The 19,872-nt window shown below is 64.6% G+C and carries 17 protein-coding genes and 1 pseudogene; 5 read left to right on the forward strand and 13 right to left on the reverse strand.

Annotated features, from left to right (window positions below; translation table 11 throughout):
- Positions 1–32 precede the first annotated feature (32 nt).
- Positions 33–602, reverse strand: coding sequence for a hypothetical protein (locus ACNO8S_RS11030; protein WP_050036892.1), 570 nt, complete (start codon positions 600–602; stop codon positions 33–35).
- Between the two features lie 99 nt (positions 603–701).
- On the opposite strand from ACNO8S_RS11030, the gene ACNO8S_RS11035 reads away from it, so the two are divergent.
- Positions 702–2,228, forward strand: coding sequence for a replication factor C large subunit (locus tag ACNO8S_RS11035; RefSeq protein WP_420181902.1), 1,527 nt, complete (start codon positions 702–704; stop codon positions 2,226–2,228).
- Here the strand turns inward: ACNO8S_RS11035 and ACNO8S_RS11040 are convergent, their stop codons facing one another.
- The 5 genes from ACNO8S_RS11040 to ACNO8S_RS11060 form a co-directional block, all read right to left on the reverse strand.
- On the reverse strand, positions 2,229–3,209 hold the full coding sequence (locus ACNO8S_RS11040; protein WP_146417045.1) for an amino acid ABC transporter permease: 981 nt from the start codon (positions 3,207–3,209) through the stop codon (positions 2,229–2,231).
- Positions 3,210–3,212: 3 nt separating this feature from the next.
- Positions 3,213–3,965: an amino acid ABC transporter ATP-binding protein gene (locus tag ACNO8S_RS11045; RefSeq protein ID WP_420181903.1), complete on the reverse strand. Its 753-nt coding sequence runs from the start codon at positions 3,963–3,965 to the stop codon at positions 3,213–3,215.
- On the reverse strand, positions 3,962–4,642 hold the full coding sequence (locus ACNO8S_RS11050; RefSeq protein ID WP_014040983.1) for an amino acid ABC transporter permease: 681 nt from the start codon (positions 4,640–4,642) through the stop codon (positions 3,962–3,964). The genes ACNO8S_RS11045 and ACNO8S_RS11050 overlap by 4 nt, the downstream gene beginning before the upstream one ends.
- A gap of 3 nt (positions 4,643–4,645) precedes the next feature.
- Positions 4,646–5,443, reverse strand: coding sequence for a basic amino acid ABC transporter substrate-binding protein (locus ACNO8S_RS11055; RefSeq protein WP_420181904.1), 798 nt, complete (start codon positions 5,441–5,443; stop codon positions 4,646–4,648).
- Between the two features lie 64 nt (positions 5,444–5,507).
- Entirely contained in the window at positions 5,508–5,996 is a 489-nt protein-coding gene (locus ACNO8S_RS11060) for a COX15/CtaA family protein (RefSeq protein WP_008312570.1), read from the reverse strand.
- Between the two features lie 128 nt (positions 5,997–6,124).
- Between ACNO8S_RS11060 and ACNO8S_RS11065 the strand changes: the two genes are divergently transcribed.
- Together ACNO8S_RS11065 and ACNO8S_RS11070 are read left to right on the forward strand one after the other, a co-directional pair.
- Positions 6,125–8,038 carry a methyl-accepting chemotaxis protein gene (locus tag ACNO8S_RS11065; protein ID WP_420181905.1) on the forward strand — a complete coding sequence of 638 codons (1,914 nt, stop codon included), beginning with the start codon at positions 6,125–6,127 and terminating at the stop codon, positions 8,036–8,038.
- 171 nt (positions 8,039–8,209) lie between these two features.
- Positions 8,210–10,462 (forward strand): NADP-dependent malic enzyme, encoded by a 2,253-nt coding sequence (locus ACNO8S_RS11070; RefSeq protein ID WP_151145550.1) that lies wholly within the window; start codon positions 8,210–8,212, stop codon positions 10,460–10,462.
- 284 nt (positions 10,463–10,746) lie between these two features.
- On the opposite strand, the gene ACNO8S_RS11075 is transcribed toward ACNO8S_RS11070, so the two are convergent.
- The 4 genes from ACNO8S_RS11075 to truD all read right to left on the reverse strand — a co-directional run bounded on the left by ACNO8S_RS11075 (position 10,747) and on the right by truD (position 14,550).
- Positions 10,747–11,007 carry a hypothetical protein gene (locus tag ACNO8S_RS11075; protein ID WP_014040987.1) on the reverse strand — a complete coding sequence of 87 codons (261 nt, stop codon included), beginning with the start codon at positions 11,005–11,007 and terminating at the stop codon, positions 10,747–10,749.
- A 333-nt stretch (positions 11,008–11,340) separates the two neighbouring features.
- Entirely contained in the window at positions 11,341–12,003 is a 663-nt protein-coding gene (locus ACNO8S_RS11080; protein ID WP_014040988.1) for a hypothetical protein, read from the reverse strand.
- Between the two features lie 398 nt (positions 12,004–12,401).
- Positions 12,402–13,097, reverse strand: a complete 696-nt coding sequence (locus ACNO8S_RS11085) for a phosphoribosyltransferase (protein WP_014040990.1) — start codon at positions 13,095–13,097, stop codon at positions 12,402–12,404.
- A gap of 70 nt (positions 13,098–13,167) precedes the next feature.
- Positions 13,168–14,550 (reverse strand): tRNA pseudouridine(13) synthase TruD, encoded by a 1,383-nt coding sequence (gene truD / locus ACNO8S_RS11090; RefSeq protein WP_420181906.1) that lies wholly within the window; start codon positions 14,548–14,550, stop codon positions 13,168–13,170.
- A 146-nt stretch (positions 14,551–14,696) separates the two neighbouring features.
- On the opposite strand from truD, the gene ACNO8S_RS11095 reads away from it, so the two are divergent.
- Positions 14,697–14,825, forward strand: coding sequence for a hypothetical protein (locus ACNO8S_RS11095; RefSeq protein ID WP_255355537.1), 129 nt, complete (start codon positions 14,697–14,699; stop codon positions 14,823–14,825).
- 13 nt (positions 14,826–14,838) lie between these two features.
- Here ACNO8S_RS11095 and ACNO8S_RS11100 read toward each other — a convergent pair whose 3' ends face one another.
- Together ACNO8S_RS11100 and ACNO8S_RS11105 are read right to left on the reverse strand one after the other, a co-directional pair.
- Positions 14,839–16,188: an MFS transporter gene (locus ACNO8S_RS11100; RefSeq protein WP_014040992.1), complete on the reverse strand. Its 1,350-nt coding sequence runs from the start codon at positions 16,186–16,188 to the stop codon at positions 14,839–14,841.
- Positions 16,189–16,266: 78 nt separating this feature from the next.
- Positions 16,267–17,669, reverse strand: a pseudogene (locus ACNO8S_RS11105) (short-chain fatty acid transporter).
- 159 nt (positions 17,670–17,828) lie between these two features.
- On the opposite strand from ACNO8S_RS11105, the gene ACNO8S_RS11110 reads away from it, so the two are divergent.
- Complete coding sequence (locus ACNO8S_RS11110) at positions 17,829–18,800, forward strand: C-terminal binding protein (RefSeq protein WP_420181907.1); 972 nt, start codon at positions 17,829–17,831, stop codon at positions 18,798–18,800.
- Positions 18,801–18,821: 21 nt separating this feature from the next.
- Here ACNO8S_RS11110 and ACNO8S_RS11115 read toward each other — a convergent pair whose 3' ends face one another.
- On the reverse strand, positions 18,822–19,745 hold the full coding sequence (locus ACNO8S_RS11115; protein ID WP_420181908.1) for a thiamine-phosphate synthase family protein: 924 nt from the start codon (positions 19,743–19,745) through the stop codon (positions 18,822–18,824).
- Positions 19,746–19,872 lie beyond the last annotated feature (127 nt).

The raw sequence follows: 19,872 nt of genomic DNA on the forward strand, positions 1-19,872 counted from the left end.
TTTCGGTCAAAAGTCTCAGGAGTGGGGGCCCGCTATGAGTCCCCGAACGCGGTCGCGATTGCGGCCCCGACAGTCCCGAAGACGGCCGGGTAGACGATGCCGGCGAGGACAACTGCCGTCAGCAGCGTCGGCGCGCCCTGTCCGGAATCGCCGGCGCTGACAGTAAACAGCACCGCCCCGAGCGCCGCAAGCGGGAGGTAGCCCAGGACGACAGCGGGACCGACACGGACCGCACGGCTGAGGTCAGTTGTCCCGTCGATACGAGCCGTCGCGATCCCTGCGGCCGTCAGCACTGCCGGCGGGAGCAGGTACAGGATCGGCGACAGCGACTCGTTCTCGGCGATGAAGTTGACCGCCGACGTCCCGCCGAGGAAGGGGATGTTGACCGTAACTGTCGTTGTCACGAACTGGGCGTTGAAAAACACCCAGCCGACGATTTTCCAGGCCGCCCGGTCGTCGCCGAACGACTCGGCGATGTTCGTCAGCAGCGCGTCCTGAACGGTGGAGATGCTCAGGGCGTAGACGAGGACGTACGCCAGAACGAACGCCGCGATACCGGCGAGGGCACCGACCGCGTAGCGCTGACGGGGTGTGTCACTCATGACGGTTAGCCCGCGGCCAGTAACGGGGATATGTCTTCTGGCTTGAGGAGCGGTGTGGCTCCGCAATCCCTAAACGCCGGTCGCGCCAATCACGATCCAATGGATTGGACGGAGAAGTACCGCCCGACGACGCTGTCAGAGGTGCGGGGCAACGACAAGGCCCGCGACGCACTCAAGAAGTGGGCGGACACGTGGGACGACCACCGCGAGGCGGTCATCATCCACGGGTCCCCGGGTATCGGGAAGACCTCGGCCGCCCACGCGCTGGCAAACGATATGGGGTGGCCGACCATCGAACTCAACGCCAGCGACTCCCGGACCAAGGACGTTATCAATCGGGTGGCCGGCGAAGCCGCCAAGTCCGGCACGCTGACCGCCGGCGGTGGCGGCCGTCGACTGGTCATCATGGACGAGGCGGACAACATCCACGGCAACGCCGACCGCGGCGGCGCGCGGGCCATCACCGCGCTGGTCAAGGAGGCCAGCCAGCCGATGATCCTCATCGCCAACGAGTACTACGAGATGTCAAACGGCCTGCGGAACAACTGCCAGGACATCGAGTTCCGGGACGTCTCGCCCCGGTCTATCGTTCCCGTCCTCCGCGATCTCTGTCGCCAGGAGGGCGTCGAGTACGAGTCCGACGCGCTGCAGGAACTCGCCGAGCAAAACAGCGGCGACCTGCGGGGCGCGGTCAAGGACCTCCAAGCTATCGCCGAGACGACGGAGCGCCTGACCGCCGACGACGTGGTGACCGGCGAGCGCGACACGACCGAGGGCATCTTCGAGTACCTCGACGTGGTACTCAAAGAAGCCGGCGCGCAGGAGGCGCTGGAGGCCAGTTACGACGTGGACGAGACGCCCGATGACCTCATCAACTGGATCGAGGACAACATGCCCAAAGACTACGAGGGGGCCGAACTGACCCGGGCCTACGAGTTCCTCTCGAACGCCGACCAGTGGCTCGGCCGCGTCCGCGAGACACAGAACTACTCGTTCTGGCGCTACGCCGGCGACAACATGACCGCGGGCGTCGCCGCGGCGCGGGACGGGACCAAGGGCGGCTGGACCCGCTACGGACCGCCGAGCTACTGGTCGAAACTCGGTCGGTCGAAAGGAACCCGGAACACACGGGACTACGTCGCCCAGCAGATAGCCGCCATCGACGGCGTCTCGATGCGGACCGCCCGCCGGGAGATCATGCCCTTCCTCTCGACGCTGACCCACCACTGTCGGAACCGCGAGCTAACGGTGGCGATGGCGGCGACCTACGATATGGAGGCCGAACACGTTTCCTTCGTCACCGGATCGGGCAAGGACACGAACAAGGTGCAAGACATCGTCGCTGACGCCGAGGCGCTCAAGGAGGAAGCCGCCGTCGAACACTCCGGCGGAGTTTTCGAGGGGGCGAGTGCGGACGGCGGTGACGGAGCGGGTGTGGCGGATGGCGACGAAACCGCCGACGCTGACGAGGAGAACGGCGACCAGCAAGTAACGCTTGCGGCCGACGACGAAGCAGGGTCCGATGACACCGGAGCAAGCGATGCGGCTGACAGCGACGATACCGAATCCGCGAGCGAGGCGGCCGAAGACGACGACCAGCAGTCCGGCCTCTCTGACTTTATGTAGTCACCGCCCGGTCGTGCCGAGACCGGGAATCGCGACACGGTCTTCGACGTACTCCATCAGGAGCGACGCCGAGATGACCAGCGCCAGGTACAGCAGGCCGGCGAGGACGAACAGCTCCGTATAGCGGTAGGTCTCACTGGCGATAGAGTCGGTTCGCTGGAACAGTTCGCGGACGGTAATGAAACTCGCGAGCGAGGAGTACTTGATGAGGTACACCAGTTCGTTCGACCAGCCCGGAATCGCGTAGCGCAGGCCCTGGGGCAGGACGACGTGCCGGATTCCATCGACCTTCGAGAGGCCGATAGCGCGCGCGGCGGTGAGTTGCCCCTCCGGGACGGAGTTCAGCGCCGAGCGGATGTACTCGGACTGGTAGGCCGCGCTGTTGAGGGTAAACGCGATGACGGCCACCCAGAACGCCTGTGCGGGGATGAATCCGGTCCCGACGGTGGGTAGCTCGCGGATGATCGTCGTCAGCGGCGTCGCGAAGTAGAGGACGAACAGCTGAGCGAGCAACGGCGTCCCGCGGAACAGTTCGGTGTACCCCAGCGCGACCGAGCGGGTGGCGCTCCCGCCGTACACTCGGGCGACGCTGAGCGGGACGGCGATGACGAACCCGAGGGCGATACCCAGCAGCGTCAGCAGTATCGTCGCCCACACGCCGGTCGCCAGCGGTGGCAGGTAGGGGATCGACGCCGCCAGAAACTCGAAGAAGCCGGCGACCCAGCCGACGGGGAACCCGACCGGACCGAGACTCGCCGCGAGACCGCCAAGCGTCGACGCGGCCGCCTCGAACGGTGCCGTCGGGAAAAACGACGTGTTGCGCTCGATGAGCGCGCCGTCTAGCAGAAAGTCGTTCGTCCAGCGCACGACGAGCCACGTCCAGAAAGCCCCGACAGTCAGCAGCGTCAGCGGCTGGTCGGTCAGTCCGGCGGCACGGGCGCGGATCGTTCGGCCGGTCGTCGTGGACTCCGGCGTCCCCATCGGTCACTCCCCCTCGTGGGTCGTCTCCAGGCGACTGAGGAACTCGCCGGTTCGGGCCGCCTGCGGGTTCTCGAACAGCTGTTCCGGCGGGCCGTGTTCGACGATTTCACCGTCGTCGAGGAAGATGATGTCCGACGCGGCCGACCGCGCGAACCCCATCTCGTGGCTGACGACGAGCATCGTGATGCCCTCGGCGGCGAGGTCGCGCATCACCTCGACCACTTCCCCGACGAGTTCCGGGTCGAGCGCGCTGGTCGGCTCGTCGAACAGCAGGAGCTTCGGGTCCATGGCGAGCGCGCGAGCGATGCCGACCCGCTGTTTCTGACCGCCTGAGAGTTCGGCGGGGTAGGAGTCGGCCTGGTCAAGCAGCCCGACCTGTTCGAGGTGTTCGTAGCCTTGCTCCTGAGCCGCCGCCTTGTCCATGCCACGGACCTTCCGGAGGCCGAGCGTGACGTTCCCCAGCGCGGTGAGATGGGCGAAGAGGTTGAAGTCCTGGAACACCATGCCGACCTGTTTCCGGAGTTCGTTCACGTCGGTGTCGGTATCGGTGACGCACTCACCATTGAGGTAGATGGCACCGCCGTTAATCTCGGTGAGGCGGTTCACACAGCGAAGCATCGTCGACTTGCCGCTCCCGCTTGGGCCGATGACCACGTCGACGTCGCCGGCGTCCATCTCGAAGCTGACGCCGGAGAGCACCTGTTCCTCGCCGTAGGACTTGTACACGTCGTCGAGTTCCAGCAGCGGATCGCTCATGCACGCTCACCTCCGGGGATGCTGAAGTGGTCGTCGACGTAGTCGAGCGAACGGTTCGTCACGAACGTGAGAACGAAGTAGATGAGACTCACAGTCAAGAAGATTTCAAGCGCGGCCGTGCTCTGACCGCCCTGGTAGAGGTTCTGGCCGACGGTCAGCAGTTCGCCGAGGCCGATGACGATGGCGATACTCGTGTCTTTCAGGACGATCGTGAACTCGTTTTGGAAGCCGGGCACGCTCCGGCGCAGCGCCTGCGGGACGACTACGCTACGGATCGCCTGTAGTCGGCCCATGCCGACGGCGCGAGCGGCTTCCAGTTGCCCCTCGTCGACGCTCTGGAGCGCGCCACGGAATATCTGTGATTGATACGCGGCGCTCCGGAGTCCGAGCGCGATAGTCGCCGTCACGAAGGCGCTGCTCGACACCGAGAGACCGAAGAACAGCAGGATAATGATGACGAGCAGCGGCGTCCCGCGGAGCACGACGCCGGCTGTCTCGACGGCGCGTTTGAGCGGGCCGCGGCCGTACACCTCGACGGCTCCCGCCGGGAACCCGAGCAGAAAGCCAAGCAGGATGCTCGCCGCTGTCAGGGCGACCGTGACACCCGTACCGACGAGTAGCAGGTCGAGGTTCCCGACAACGAACGCCCAGTCACTCTGCAACGGGAGGGGTGGCATCGGTTACTGCTGACCGAACCACTTGTTCGTCAGGTCCTGATACGTGCTCCCGTCCCTGACAGTGGACAGACCGTCGTTGAGAGCCTGTGTGAACTCGTCGTCGCCCTCGCGGACGCCGAAGCCGAAATTCTCGCCCGTCTCGTACGTGAAGGCGATGACGACCGGGCGCTGGGCGGCGAAGGTCTGAGCGACCGGCTCGTCAATGACGACCGCGTCGATGTTGCCGTTCTGGAGGTCTTCGACAGCCAGCACGTAGTTGCCGTAGGAGTTGTAGTTCGACTCATCGAGGTTCCCCGGTTCGATGAGCTCCGACTGAACCGTACTCTCGCCGGTAGTCCCCTTCTGTGCGCCGATGGGGCGTCCGGAGAGGTCCGACAGCGAGGACGGGGAAAAGTCACCGTCTTCGCGGACGACGATTGCCTGATTCGAGCTGTAGTACGGGTCAGTGAAGTCGATGGTCTCGTCGCGCTCATCGTTGATCGTCATCCCTGCGGCGACTACGTCGATGTTCTCGTTCGTCAGCGCCGGAATCAGGGACTTGAACTCGAACTCTTCCCAGCCGGCCAGGGTGTAGTCGGTCTCGTCGACGACCGCTTCAAGCAGGTCGATGTCGAACCCGACGAGTTCGCCGTCCTGCTTCATCTCGAACGGGGGGAAGCCCGGTGCAGTTCCGGCAGTGATTTCGGTAGTGCCGTCATCACCGCCACCGCCGCCGCCGAAACAGCCGGCGAGCGATACGGTCACTGCAGTTCCACCGACCGTGGATAGATACTGGCGTCGTGAAAGGCCGTCGTCTGACATAATCCCCACCACACGACAGACCGGAATATATCTTACGTGTTAACCACGGGGGTGGTACTCGTGTTCAATCGTCTGCGCGTGCCGTGTGCTGGGTATCGGCCGATTGTACCGACGGTGACTCCGCCGTGTCGGTGTAGGCCCACGCCGTCGCCGCGACCATCGCGCCGAAGATGAGCTGTGCGGCCCCGTGGTGGAGGACCTGCGCCGTGGCACCGAAGTTGAAGATGGTGTTCGCGCCGAGGAGGACCTGCACCGGGAGCACGACCGTGGCGACGGCAGTTGCGAGCTTGATCCGCCGGCTGTACTCACCGCGCCACGCGGCGATTGTCGAACCGAGAATACCGAAGCCGGTGATCATCGCGACTAAACGGTGGAACCACTCGACGAAACTCGCCCAGTTTGCGGGGAACAGACCCATCCAGCCGTCACAGAACGGCCAGCGTGCCTCACAGGTCAGCCCGGCGCCGATAGCCCCGGTGTACACGCCAAGCAGGATGAGTGCGAACGTCAGCACCGTCGTCGTCGCCACCAGTCGGCGGAAACGGGTGGTCATACCTATATCTTCGGTTGCACGTACTTATGCTCTCTTTTCGCGCCTTGCCAGCGAGTACCATTATCTTTACTGATATTCTCGGAGTCATCTTTATCTACAGGTGTTCTGGAATGTAACATAGCTACCTTATGTTCGAACAGATCCGCACCTACATCTACGGCCAGGGGTCCCGTTCTTCGGACGCTGCGGCCCGACGGGCGGACGGAGGCCTCGTCGCGAGTGACGGGCAGACCCGCTTTCTGGCCGACGCCATCGACCCGGACTCGCCACGCCTCAACGACCGCTTCGACGACTCCGATAAGGCCGCTATCGGGACCCAACACGTCGAGCGGCAGTTCGAACTCGAACCTGACGAACTCCGAGCGCTGATCGACGAATACGAAACCGCCGGAATCAGCCAGAGTGAGTTCATTGCGGCCCAGGGCTTCGTCACCGACTCGCTCGTCGAAGGCGCGTTCGAGCAACTTCGGGACGAACTCGGCCCGGATGCACAGGCCGCTATCGACTCCGTCGAGGCGGAGCTCCAAGAAAGGCTGGAAACGACACAGTCTGTCTCACAGGCCGGTGTCGATGCGTTCACCGACTCTGTGGCGGACAGTGGCTCCGGCACGGGACTCGACTACCACAGCGTGTTGCATCACATCGGGACACCGCTCTTTATTCTGGATACGAACGGTGATATCCTCAGCTGGAACCGTTCGATCGAAAACCTCACCGGCGTCTCCGAGGCCGAAGCAAAGGAGATGGAGATGGCGAGCATGGCGTTCTATCCGGACGGCCGACGCGGGAAGACCCTCGCCGACAAGGTTCTCGACGCCCCGGAGACCACCCATACGGAGTACGACGTGCCGAAGGTCGAGGACGAGGACTTCACGCTGTACCGCGACACGAGCGTGATGGCCGACCAGCACGGGAACGAACGCCATATCTCCTTTAGCGCCGCCCCGATTTACGACGACGACGGCGAACTCATCGCGGTCGTCGAAATGGTCCAGGACCGGACTGACGAGGCCAACCGCCACGAGGCCGTGACGAGTCTGGTCGATGAGATCAAATCGACCATGGCCGCGCTCAAGAACGGCCGCCTCGACGCCCGGGCGTCGTTCGACCGGACCGACGGCGGCGAGTACGTCGACGACCAGCTGTACGAGGTCGTCGGCTCGCTCAACGACATGGCCGAACAGGTCGAGCAGTTGGCGGACCAGGTGGACGCACAGGCGCAGCAACTTGCGACCACTATCGAGCAGGCGAATTCGTCCGCAGAGGACGTCGAGAGCCGGGTTACCGAACAGACCGACTCCCTCACCCAGGCGGCCGACAACATCCAAGATATCGGGGCCGGGATGGAGGAGGTCGCCGCGACATCTAGCGAAGTGGCGTCGGCAGCACAGCGCGCGAAGGCGGCCGCGGAAGACGGGTCAGACGCCGGTGAAGCAGTCATGGACGTTACCGACGGGCTCGCCGAGACGAGCGAAGACCTCGTGGACACCGTCACAGACCTCGACGACCAGATGGACGAAGTGAGTGAGATCGTCGAGATAATCGCCGACGTGGCGGAGCAGACGAATATGCTCGCCCTGAACGCCAACATCGAAGCGGCCAGAGCCGGCGAAAGCGGGAGCGGGTTCGCTGTCGTGGCCGACGAGGTGAAGACACTCGCTAACGAGACAGGCGAGTACGCCTCCGAGATCTCGACGAGCATCACCACGATTCAGGATCAGGCGACCGAGACAGCCGAAATGGTCGAGACGTCACACGAGCAGGTCGAGCACGCGGAATCCGAGATCGCGGACGCCCTGGATGCGCTGGACGAGATTTCCGACGCCGTCGAGGAAGCGACGCGAGGCATCCAGGAGGTCGCCGACGCCAACGACGATCAGGCGAGCGCTATCGAGAACGTGACTTCGATGGTCGAAGACGCACAGAACCACGCTCAAGAGGCAGAAACGGCGACGAAAGAGATCGTCAAAGCGACCGACCGACAGGAAGAGGCGGTCACCGAACTGACCGACCGGGTCGGCGAACTCACCAACACGAACTGAGGTCCGCGGCCGGTCCATCGGGCGGGTCCCCGGCGGCGGCTGTTTTCCAATTGATGGGACACGACCGGGGCAAAAACCGCTGCAACAAGGCGACATTCGACAACCGTCGTTGTACCGCTCGTCCGTTGACGGTAAACTTGTCTTTTTTACAGTTGGGTTCGACGTCTTGGTATGGGACTTGACGAGGACGCACTGGAGTACCACCGGAGCAAGCCGCCGGGGAAGATAGAGATTGCGACGACGAAGCCGACGAACACACAGCGTGACCTCTCGCTGGCGTACTCGCCCGGCGTGGCCGCACCGTGTGAGGAGATCGACAAAGATCCCGAGAAGGCCTTCGAGTACACCGCGAAGGGGAACCTCGTGGGCGTCGTCTCCGACGGGTCCGCCGTGCTCGGCCTCGGCGACATCGGCCCGGAAGCCGGGAAGCCGGTCATGGAGGGGAAGGGCGTGCTGTTCAAGCGGTTCGCTGACATCGACGTGTTCGACGTGGAGCTGGACACGGACAACGCCGAGGCGATGATACAGACGGTGGAGGCGATGGAGCCGACCTTCGGCGGCATCAACCTCGAAGATATCGCCGCCCCGGAGTGTTTCGAGGTCGAGCGCCGACTCAGCGAGAAACTCGACATCCCGGTGTTCCACGATGACCAACACGGGACCGCGATCATCTCCGGCGCGGCGCTGGTCAACGCGGCCGACATCGCCGACAAGGACCTGGAGGACCTGGAGGTCGTCTTCTCCGGGGCCGGAGCCTCCGCTATCGCCTCGGCGAAGTTCTACGTCTCGCTTGGCGTCTCGAAGGACAACATCACGATGTGTGACTCCTCGGGCATCATCACCGAGGAACGAGCGACCCACGAGGAACTCAACCGATTCAAACAGGAGTTCGCCCGCGACATCCCCGAGGGCGACCTCGCCGACGCGATGGACGGGGCCGACGTGTTCGTCGGGCTCTCCGTCGGCGGCATCGTCGACCAAGAGATGGTGCGGTCGATGGCCAGCGACCCCATCATCTTCGCGATGGCGAACCCGGACCCGGAGATCGGCTACGAGTCGGCCAAGGCCGCCCGCGACGACACGGTCATTATGGCGACCGGCCGTTCGGACTACCCGAATCAAGTCAACAACGTCCTCGGGTTCCCGTTCATCTTCCGCGGCGCGCTCGACGTGCGGGCGACCGAAATCAACGAGGAGATGAAAGTCGCAGCGGCCCGCGCACTGGCCGACCTCGCCAAGCAGGACGTGCCCGACGAGGTCGTCAAGGCCTACGGCGACCAACCCCTGCAGTTCGGCCCGGACTACATCATCCCGAAACCGCTGGACCCGCGGGTCCTGTTCGAGGTGACCCCCGCCGTCGCCGAGGCCGCCATCGAGAGCGGCGCGGCACGGACGAATATCGATACGGAGGCCTACGTCGAAGAGCTCGAAGCGCGGCTGGGCAAGTCCCGCGAGATGATGCGCGTCGTGCTCAACAAGGCCAAGAGCGACCCCCAGCGGGTCGTGCTCGCCGAGGGCCACGACGAGAAGATGATCCGCGCGGCCTACCAGCTGGTCGAACAAGGAATCGCCGAGCCGGTCCTCATCGGTGACGCCGACCGCATCGAGTCCACGCGCCGGAAGTTCGGCCTGGAGTTCGACCCCGTCGTCGTCGACCCCGAGACAGCCGACGTGGCAGACTACGCCGACCGACTGTACGAACTCCGCCGGCGGAAAGGCATCACCCGCCGCGAAGCCGACGAACTCATTCGGGACGGGAACTACCTCGGCAGCGTGATGGTCGAGATGGGTGACGCCGACGCGATGCTGACCGGCCTGACCCATCACTACCCTTCGGCCCTGCGCCCGCCGCTGCAGGTCATCGGGACGGCCGACGACGCCGACTACGCGGCCGGTGTGTACATGCTGACGTTCAAGAACCGCGTCATCTTCTGTGCGGACACCACGGTCAATCAGGACCCCGACACGGACGTGCTGGAGGAGGTCACCCGTCACACCGGGGAACTGGCCCGTCGGTTCAACGTCGAACCGCGAGCGGCGATGCTGTCGTACTCGAACTTCGGGAGCGTCGACAACCCCGGGACGAAGAAGATCCGCCGGGCGGTCTCGCGCCTGCAGGACGACGACCGCGTGGACTTCCCGGTCGACGGAGAGATGCAGGCCGATACCGCCGTCGTCGAGGACATCCTGCAAGACACCTACGAGTTCTCCGAACTCGACGACCCCGCGAACGTCCTCGTGTTCCCCAACCTCGAAGCCGGGAACATCGGCTACAAGCTCCTCCAGCGACTGGGCGGCGCTGAGGCCATCGGGCCGATGCTCGTCGGCATGGACAAGCCGGTCCACGTCCTCCAGCGTGGCGACGAGGTCAAGGATATCGTGAACCTCGCGGGCGTCGCCGTCGTCGACGCTCAACAGGAGTAACAGACGCGAGCGTGGCGAGCGTTTTTCGCCGCCGAAAGACTCGCTGCCCTCGTCTTTCGAGCCCTCGTTCGCTCCGCTCACGAGAACCACGTTTTTCGAGGAGTGGTGTGCGAGTGCTGCGAGCACACCCGAGCTGAAAAAGGTGGTAGCGACATCGTGAACCTCGCGGGCGTCGCTGTCGTCGACGCACAGCAGGAGTAGCGACTAGCGACTGCTTTTTTCGAGCTAGGGCGGAATCATCCGTCAAAAAACGTAGCGTTCAGGCCTGTCGCCGGAACGCGATGTCACGTATCGCCTCGCCGTCGGCCGCGGGTCGGTGGGTGGACGAAGAGTGCGTCAATGACCGCCACAGCACCGACAACTGATGCGCCAGCGATCGCTACCTGCATCGAGAGGCCCAGAACGACCGCGGCGACGAGTGTGAGGACGAACACCGCGGGGATGACGGCGAGAACGAGGTCGTGCCGCGTCGGCGACTGACGCGGCAACAGCTGCTCGACGTACTGTCCGCTGAAACCGTCCGGTCCGTCAGTTCTGGTACTCAACGTTGCTCACCTCCCACTGCATACTATCTCATTTCTAATATATAAAATTTGGTCTGTGTGACGTTCCCCAAACGTACGCTAGAATGGTTCCAACTATCTACATAACTTATAGCGATTATCTTCTGTGAAACGTGACTGACAGAGAGCCTCGGAACCACCAGTTACGATGTTTTCTGGCTGTGGTCAGATTTATCCACAGAATCGCGGTCGTATGTGATATTTCAGGTACGACAGCTGTGTGCCGGTCGAAGGGCTGGTACGGCTACGTGCTACTGTCGGCAGCGGCGTGAGAGAATGGGATACCGTGGCCGGCAGGGGTGCCGGTGCGCTCCGTCAGTCAGATGCGCCGCCACGCTCCGCGCGTGATGGCGGCGGGACGCGTTCGTTTACCGTCGGCGCGTCAGGGAGGACACATCGGTCCGGCTCGCCGTTGACGTGAGCGTACTGGTCGGGTGCGTTCGCCAGCGGATGAGCGGGGTTACGGTCGCCGGAGATCCGTGCGGCACGGACCTCGCCGAACCCGTTGATACGTGCCTGGATTCCGCGCCAGTGCAGTCCCGTTGCCGGCGGGACCGACACGGAGTGTGGCGGGTCGTAAGCGGAGCCATGGGAGGCCAGCACCTCCGCGTTCACGTTCTCGGCGAGCTGGTCGTGGTCGATGAGCAGGCCGACGCGGGCGTTGGGCGGGGCCCGTCTCGCAAGCACGTCGAGCCCCAGATGGAGCGCCCGGTACTCCGCGACGTTGTTGTCGGGGCAGGTGTCTGGGACAGACAGCCTGACGACGCGCTCACCGTCGAGCGTTTCGACGACGACACCCAGCCCCCCTGTCGGGCTGTCCGAATCGCTGTCGGGCGATGTCGTGCCGCCGTGGGGCCTGAACGACCCGTCTGTGGCAACGTAGAAGTCTCGATGGTGACTCCGCGGCGGATGCGCGATGTGCGGCGTCGGTGATTCATCGAACAGGTCTCGAAGTGACGGCCGGCCGTAAGCGGCCATAGTTTCCGTTGGGTAAGCAGGGTATTAAATATATTCCCTCGACAGACTTCTCGTCTCAGTACAGCGGTTTGACGGCTTACTGGACGGGCTACTCTCTACTTCAGACCCGCACCCCGTGTCGAATCTGTTAGCTGGTGAGAAAGAGTTATATCCACGTAGGCCCATGTTACCAACACACATGACTCCGACGAAAATTCGTGAGCGACTCGAAGAGGCAGAAGGCCGGGTCGACAAAGAGCAGTTCGTCAGCGCGTTAGAGTACGTCCGGGACGACGGTCGCACGCGTCGCTAACCGTATTTTTATCCTGGCTAGCGGAGGCGCGTACTGGGCCTAGCGATGGTGAGCGACGAGACTAGCGGATCTGAGCGATACCTGTTGGGCCACTTTGTGGCCCGGTTCAGTCGTCGGTGAGTTGCCAGCCGTCGCCGACCGATTCGACGACGCCGCGCCGCTCCATCTCGGTCGTGACCTCGCCCAGTCGGTTCGGCTGTGCGATCTCTAAATTCGTGCGGCTGACGCCGTGGTACTCCCGCAGTAGCTGACGGATGTCGTCTTCGTTATGGGTCTGCTGGTCGCTCTTTTCCATCACGCCTGCGACGAGTTCGACCATGTCCTCGACGAAGTTCCAGGGGTAGACGACCCAGGTCCACTCCTCAAGGCGCTCGCCGACGAACTCCGGCTCGTGGTCGCTGGTCTGGAGCAACTGGAGCGTCGCTGTCCGGACGCTGCTCGGGTTTCGGTCGCGCACGCACTCGGCGGCCGTTTCGATGGACTGGCCAGTGTCGGCGATGTCGTCGACGACCAGCACGTCTTTCCCCTCGACCGCGCCGTCAGCCAGCGGGTATTTCACCTGTGCCTCCTCGCCTTTCGCCGCGGTCCCGACATAGTGTTCGACTTTCAGGCTCGCCAGGTCGTCCAGCCCGAGGAAGTCACAGAGACAGCGCCCGCCGAACCAGCCGCCCCGTGCCAGCGCGACGACCACATCGGGTTCGAACTCGGCGGCCTTCACGTCGTCAGCCACGTCTCGACAGAGGCCGTAGATGTACTCCCAGTCGGTGATGGTACACGAGAACTCATCCGGTAGCTCGCCCATACGAGATGGCGTGTGTGGCCGGACTTAACCGTTGCATATTCCGCATCAGTTGCCGAGCACGGTTGAACCGCTACGCGTCCGGGTCGCCTTTCCGGAACTCCCGGAGGAGGACCGTCGCGTAGCTCCCCTTTGGCAGCGAGAACGAGAACGTCAGGTCGGCGTCGTCGCGCTCGACACCGAGGTCCGTTCGGAGCAGGATGGCCCGCCGCGTCCCGTCGCTGTCGAACGCGCCGGGGAGGTCGAAGTCGCCCTGTTCGAGGCCCACGTCGTCGAGGACTTCACGGGCGATATCGCCCGGTTCGCCACTGCCCAGCTCGGTATCGGTCCCGACCAGCGGCGCGGTGACAAACGCTCTCCCGCGCTCGCAGTGGCGCTCGACGGTCGACAGCCGCTTTTCCGTGACCTGCTGTGTGCGGTCGGCGTCCGGAATCGGGAAGGCCTCGGGTGCGTCGCTGTCACGGAAACAGACTATGTCGCCTTCCACGGGCCGGTCGAAGGGGAGCCCGCGGTCCAGCCGCTCGGAAAGGATGCGGTTGAAGACGTAGGACTGGGCGGCGTTGACGAACAGCGACTGGAGGTTCGACGGCAGCGCCTCCAGCGCCTCGCGGAAGTCCGCCGGCTCGCTGGCTCCGTTCTCGACCAGCCGGTGACAGATGGAGCGCTCGTAGCCCAGCGCGCCGGGCAGCCTGTCCAGCGCGCCGGCCCAGTCGTGGGTTTCGTCGACGTATGCTCGCGCCTCCTGCGTCGACTCCGGTTCGCGCTCATCCGGGTTTCCGACGTAGGCGAGGACTGCGTTCTTCCACTCGCCGCGGGCGATGGCCAGCCCGACCTCGTGGGTGACCGGCCGGCGAGACCCGAACCGCTGCTGGCCGAAGTAGTTGGGGACGCCGACCGTCGTGTCGCCGTCTGGCAGCGTGGCGTCGCTGGACCGGGCCCTGTCCCCCGTCGGGTCCTCTCCGCTGGCGAACGCCTGCAGGTCGGCCACCACGCTGGCGGCGTTGTCGGTGTTCTCGGTGTCCCGGACGACTATCTCGAAGGCATTGCCCGCCAGATCGCCGAAGAGGATGGGGCGGCCGGCGCGGCCGATAACCTCGATGTCCGTGCCGCCGATCTCCGGCAGGTCCTCGGCTGCGACTCCCTTTACCGAGAACAACTGGGTCGTGACCGCGCGCTTGTCTTTCGTTCCCGCCCACGACACCCGCTCGCGGGAGATACCCAGCCTGTCGGAGAGTTTGCTGGCAAAGTCGTTGGTCTCCCAGTTACGAAGCTCCGCCCGGAAGACGAGATGCGGGTACGCCCCGGTGTCGGCGTCGACCGGTTCAGTGCCGAACGCCTCCAGTTCCCGAACCCGGAAGTCCGCAGGGGAAGCGCGGAGGTGGCCGCCCACCCCGTCGGCGTCGCTGACGTAGTACTCCATACCGACCGCTCGCTCGATTGGGTGGGCCGCTTGCATTGTGTGGCTGTTTGCGGGTCAGCGCTTAGGGCTGGCGTTTGCGGACGCACCCTCGTTTTACGCCGTTCCTCGCACCTAGTGTTATCACGACACACAATCTAGCTGTTTACAGGTCGTGGCTATGCGGGCGACCGGAGAGCACCACGATGCCAAAGCTAGCATGCGAGAGTTGCGGACGAGAGATAACGTTCGACAGGGACGGTCAGGAGTCCCGCGCGCCGATGCGGTACTGTCCACGCTGTGGCGAGGAGTTCCCGCCGCGCGACGAGTGGTAGGCCGGCACGGCGATTATCTGTAGGCCTCGAACTCCCGGCCGAAGATAGCGAAGTAGACGACGCCGACGAGGCCGACGACCGTAGCGACGCCGAAGGCCAGTTCCGGACCGGCCTGTATGACGACATCGCCAACGGGCACTGCCCACTCGCTCCCGTAGAGCCAGCCGCCGAGCGCGGCGCTCGGGATGACCAGCGTGTTCCGAAGCAGGTAGTACGTCCCGGTGACGCGGCCGCCAGCGTCCTGTTCTGCCGGGCCGACGATGAGCGCCTTGTGGGCGGGCAGGCCGGCAAAGCGCAGGCCGGAGAACGCGAACAGGAGCACCAGCACCCACTGGTTGCCCGGCGCGAAGATGAGCAAGAGCGGGAACACGGCGTAGACGAGAAAGCCCAGCGCGACGGCGGGCTTGAGGCCGGCCCACTCGGTGAGCTTTGCGACGGGAGCCATCGAGATGATGGCGACGACCATCTCGACGCCGAGCAGGACGCCGAAGAAGGCGTCGGGCCGTAGCTCCACGCCAAAGCCGGTGAACCCCACCGAGAGAAATTCCGTGACCACGATGACGAAAAACACGTACACCATACCGTTGGCGAAGCGGACGAACGTATCGGCGACCAGAAGGGGGCGGAGTGTCGCCGGCATCGTCCGCAGGTCGGCGAGTATCTGGTCGATGCCCTCGAAGGACTTTCCGAGCGTGTCCTCGCTGGCGTCGTAGAGGAAGTGCTGTGCAACGGTGGCGACGAGACCACAGGCCAGCGCGACCAGTAGCACGCGCTGGAACCCATCGACGAAGGTCGCCGTCGTCGCGAGCAGCGCCGCGGCAGCGAGGGGCCCGAGCAAGAAGCCGATGCGGCGGAACATCTCCGTACTGGCAAACCCCATCGCAAGCCGCTGTGACGGGACGCTCTGTTTGACGATGGCGAAGGTCGCACCCAGCCCGAAGGACTTCCAGGCCTGTGCGAGAAAGAGCCCGACGAACACGAGCGTCCACGCCGGCAGCGTCGTCGCGCCGAGCGTGATGTCGCCGACGACCGAAGCGAGATACCAGATACCGAAGCCGACCGTCGCCAGCGTCGCGAAGGCAGTCAGTGCCAGCCGCGAGCCGATGCGGTCCGACACCGCGCCGCCCGGATAGGGATACACCGCGCTGATGAGGTTCCCGACGCTCCCGTACAGGCCGATGACGCCGGCGCTGGCCCCCAACAGCCGCATGTACTCGGGGATGTAACGGCTGGTCATCTGGAACGCGAGGCTGAACGCCAGCATGGACAGCGACAGCACGAGCACGTCCCGCTCCAGCGCGAAGAACTGCCGGAAGGAGTCGAGCAGGTCCACGTCCTCCTCGGCTCCCGTCTCGGTTGCCATTATCGGAGTGCAGTTTCTCTAACAACTTAACGCTCGAAGAAGAGGCAATCAGCCTCGGCTGTCCCGCCGGGTCCCTGCTCAGTACGGCAAGACGAACAGCACGACCGCCAGGAACGGCGTGAGCGCGAGCATCATCGCGATAGCGTAGCCGAACATCTCCCGGGCCTTGATGCGGGTGATGGCGAGCAGCGGCAGCGCCCAGAAGGGGTTCAGGAGGTTCGTGTGGGCGTCGCCGACGGCGTAGGCCATCGTCGCCTGGCCAACCGGGACGCCGAGGTTCTGGGCGGCTTCGAGAATCGGCGGCCCGAGGATGATCCACTCGCCGCCGCCGGAGGGAGCGAAGATGTTGACCGTCGCGCCGGTGAGCCAGGCGATGACCGGGAACGTCTGTGGCGACGAGACCGAGATGAGCGCGTTGGCCATCAACTGCGCCAGCCCGGAGGTGGCCATCATCCCCTGGATGCCGGCGAAGAACGGAAAGAGCAAGACGATGCCCGACGCGGCGGTCGCCGCCTCGCCGAACTTCTCCCGATAGGTCTGTGGGTCCATGTAGATGAAAATGCCAATCGTCAGGAAGCCGAAATTGACGATGTTCAGTCCGAGCGCGTCGATGCCGGACTGAACGAACTGCGAGGCGACCAGCGCGATGCCGGTCAGGCCGTAATCCCACCGAGAACGCGGCTGTGGTTGATGCGCTCGGCCGGGACCTGCTTGGATGTCGCAGTCGCTTCCACGCCGCCGTCGCTTGCGGACTCGAACAGGTCGTCTTCGGGGATGTAGTGCGTGATGCCCCGTGCCTGGTCGCCGGTCGGCGTGATGACGTAGAGGACGACGAGGGCGTAGGCTATCGAGAGCCCGGTCAGAATGAGGCCGTAGGGGTGGAAGATGGTCTCCGAGGCGGAGACGACAACGTCGATGACGCCCTGCTGGATGAACTCGTTGCCCTCGGTTGCGAGGAGGAGCGGTGCGGACCCGGACAGCCCCCAGTGCCAGGTGAGGCCGAGGCCGAGATAGCCGGCCACGCAGAGGACCGGATAGTGAACGTCGATGTCGTTCTCGTGGGCGGTCTTGCCCATCTCCCGGGCGAAGATCGCGCCGAGGATGAGGCTCAGTCCCCAGTGAACCCAGCCAAGCAGCATCGTCAGCAGGCCGACGAGAACGACCGCCTGTTTCCCGGTGTTGGGAAGCTCCGTCAGCCGGCGGATACCGGCGTTGACACGCGGATGGTACGCCACGACGAAGCCCGTCATCAGGATGAGGACCATCTGCATCGAGAACGTCAGGAAGGCCCAGAAGCCGTCGTACCAGAACCCGACCATCTCGACGGGGCCGGACCCGGTGAGGCCGACACCGGCCAGAAACACGACGTAGCTGAGGATGAGCGCGAACAGGAACGGACTGGGCATCCACCGTTCCACCCACGTGGAGAGTCGATAGCCGATACGTTCGAGGGAAGTTTCATCTGTGTTACCAGCCGACATACTGTTGCCACCTCCTCGCGAATATATCATAAAAGTTTGCTGCTATTCTGTCAGTTCTCCGCTAGTCACCGCTGTGCAGCCACAGTCCTGTGACGCGATTCCGATGACCGGACCGATCCTGACAGATGATTTTATCTCGGGTCCGAAGCAAGCCAGAGTATGTCATACAAAGTCGTCGTCTCTGACACCAAAGTGATGGACGGGGAGACACGGGCGGCGGTGCTGAACGCGGTCGACGCGACTGTCGAAACGATAGCGGCGAAAGAGCCGGCGGCAGTCGCACGCGCAGTGAAGAACGCCGACGCGTTAATCGTCGACGCCGGCACGCAGGTCACGGCCGAGGTCATCGACGCCGCCGACTCGCTCAAAGTGGTGGGCCGGGCCGGAATCGGCGTGGACAACATCGACGTCCAGGCGGCAGTCGAGGCCGGCGTGGCGGTCGTCAACGTCCCGGAGTACTCTGTGGAGGAGGTGTCGACCCACACGTTCGCGCTCGTGCTCGCTTGCCTGCGGAAGATACCCACGTTCGACCGCTCGGTCAAGCGCGGCGAGTGGGAGTGGTCGGTCGGGCAGCCGATCCGTCGCCTCGCCGGCAGCACCGTCGGCCTCGTCGCCTTCGGCAAGCTCGCCAGCCGGTTCGCCGCGAAGCTCCGGGGGTTCGACGTGGACGTCGTCGCCTACGACCCGTACGCGGCCGAGTACCGGATGGGCGACCTCGGCGTCGAGCCGGTCACGTTCGGGACGCTGCTGGCCGATTCCGACATCGTCTCGCTGCACGCGCCGCTGACCGACGAGACTCGGGGGATGATCGACGCGGACGCGCTCGACCAGATGCGCGACGACGCGCTGCTCGTAAACACGGCCAGGGGTGGGCTCGTCGACGAGACGGCGCTGTACGACGCGCTCGCCGGCGGCGACCTCGGCGGGGCCGGACTGGACGTTCGTGAGGCGGAACCGCCCGGTGACTCGCCGCTGCACGACCTCGACAGCGTCGTCTGTAGCCCCCACGTCGCGTGGTACTCCGAGGAGTCCCGGGTCGAACTGACACAGACCGTGGCCGAAGACGTCATCCGGGTACTGCGGGGCGAGGAGCCGGAGAACCCCGTCGATCCCGAGACCGGCTGGTTCTGACGGTCTCGGCGGCCGAGACGGTTATGTGTCGGCTTCGGCGAGGAGTTCGACCGCAAGTTCGGCCGCCTCGACCGCCGACTCGCCGAAGACGTAGGTTATCGGTTCGATGCCGAACGCGCCGCTGTGGTAGATGACACGAGGGACGCCGCCGCGTTCGCGGAAGGCCGCTTCGAGCCGCTCGTCCCGGTCCTCGTAGCCGGCGTCGAACTCCAGCGGCTCGATGCCCTGCTCGTGGGCGGCGTCGAGGACCGCCTCGTCAGTGCTCAGATTGAGCGCCGCCCGGCGCGAAGGGTCGACTGCCATCGCGGCCAGTATCGTCCCCGCGACGTGTTCCGACGCGCCGAACTCGGGGTTCGACGGGACGTTGACCCGCCCCCGCAGATCGTGAATCCGGCCGGGGACCGCCGCCACGTCGAGGGCGTCCCCGGCGTCCGGCAGCGCCATGCCGACGTTCATCCCCACGTTCGGGATGGCGTCGACGACGACGGCGCTGTCCGCCAGCAGTCGCGTGGCTCGCCGGACCGACGACAGCACGGCCCGTTCCGCTTTCACGGCGGTATCTGTTCCCCGAACACAGAGGTCACAGCCCATCCCCTGTAGCGCCGGCATCTCCTCCTCGTGGACTGCACAGATGGGTCCCCTATCCTCGAACTCCCGTACCAGGGCGAGCAGTTCGCCAAGCACCGCGAACTCGTCCATCTCGCCCGCGGCCAGTCCGTCGGCGATCCGCTCGATAGTCTGTTGCATCCGGGCGTCCTCTCGAAACCGCTCTTCTACGGTGACCGAGCCGCTGCCGTACTTGCTTACTGCGGCCTGTGTCACTCCGAGCTGGTCGGCGATCTCCTGCTGGGTCCACCCCTTCTCGTCGAGTCTCGTGGCGAGCATCGCCCGGGCCGTCGGGAGGAATCGCTCGACCACGATTTCGCTCGGCAACTGCAGTGTCATTGCCAGAAGTGAGGGCCGTAGTTCGTTTAGCAGTTTGGACTACGAAAGCTGCTGGTCGACTGCGGCGTTCTGGAAGCAGACAGCCGGAGGGGCCCGCTCGTACTCGGAGTTCGCCGTGTGCGTCACG

This window comes from Haloarcula sp. KBTZ06 (assembly GCF_048595605.1).
In the GTDB taxonomy this organism is placed as follows: Archaea; Halobacteriota; Halobacteria; order Halobacteriales; family Haloarculaceae; genus Haloarcula; species Haloarcula hispanica.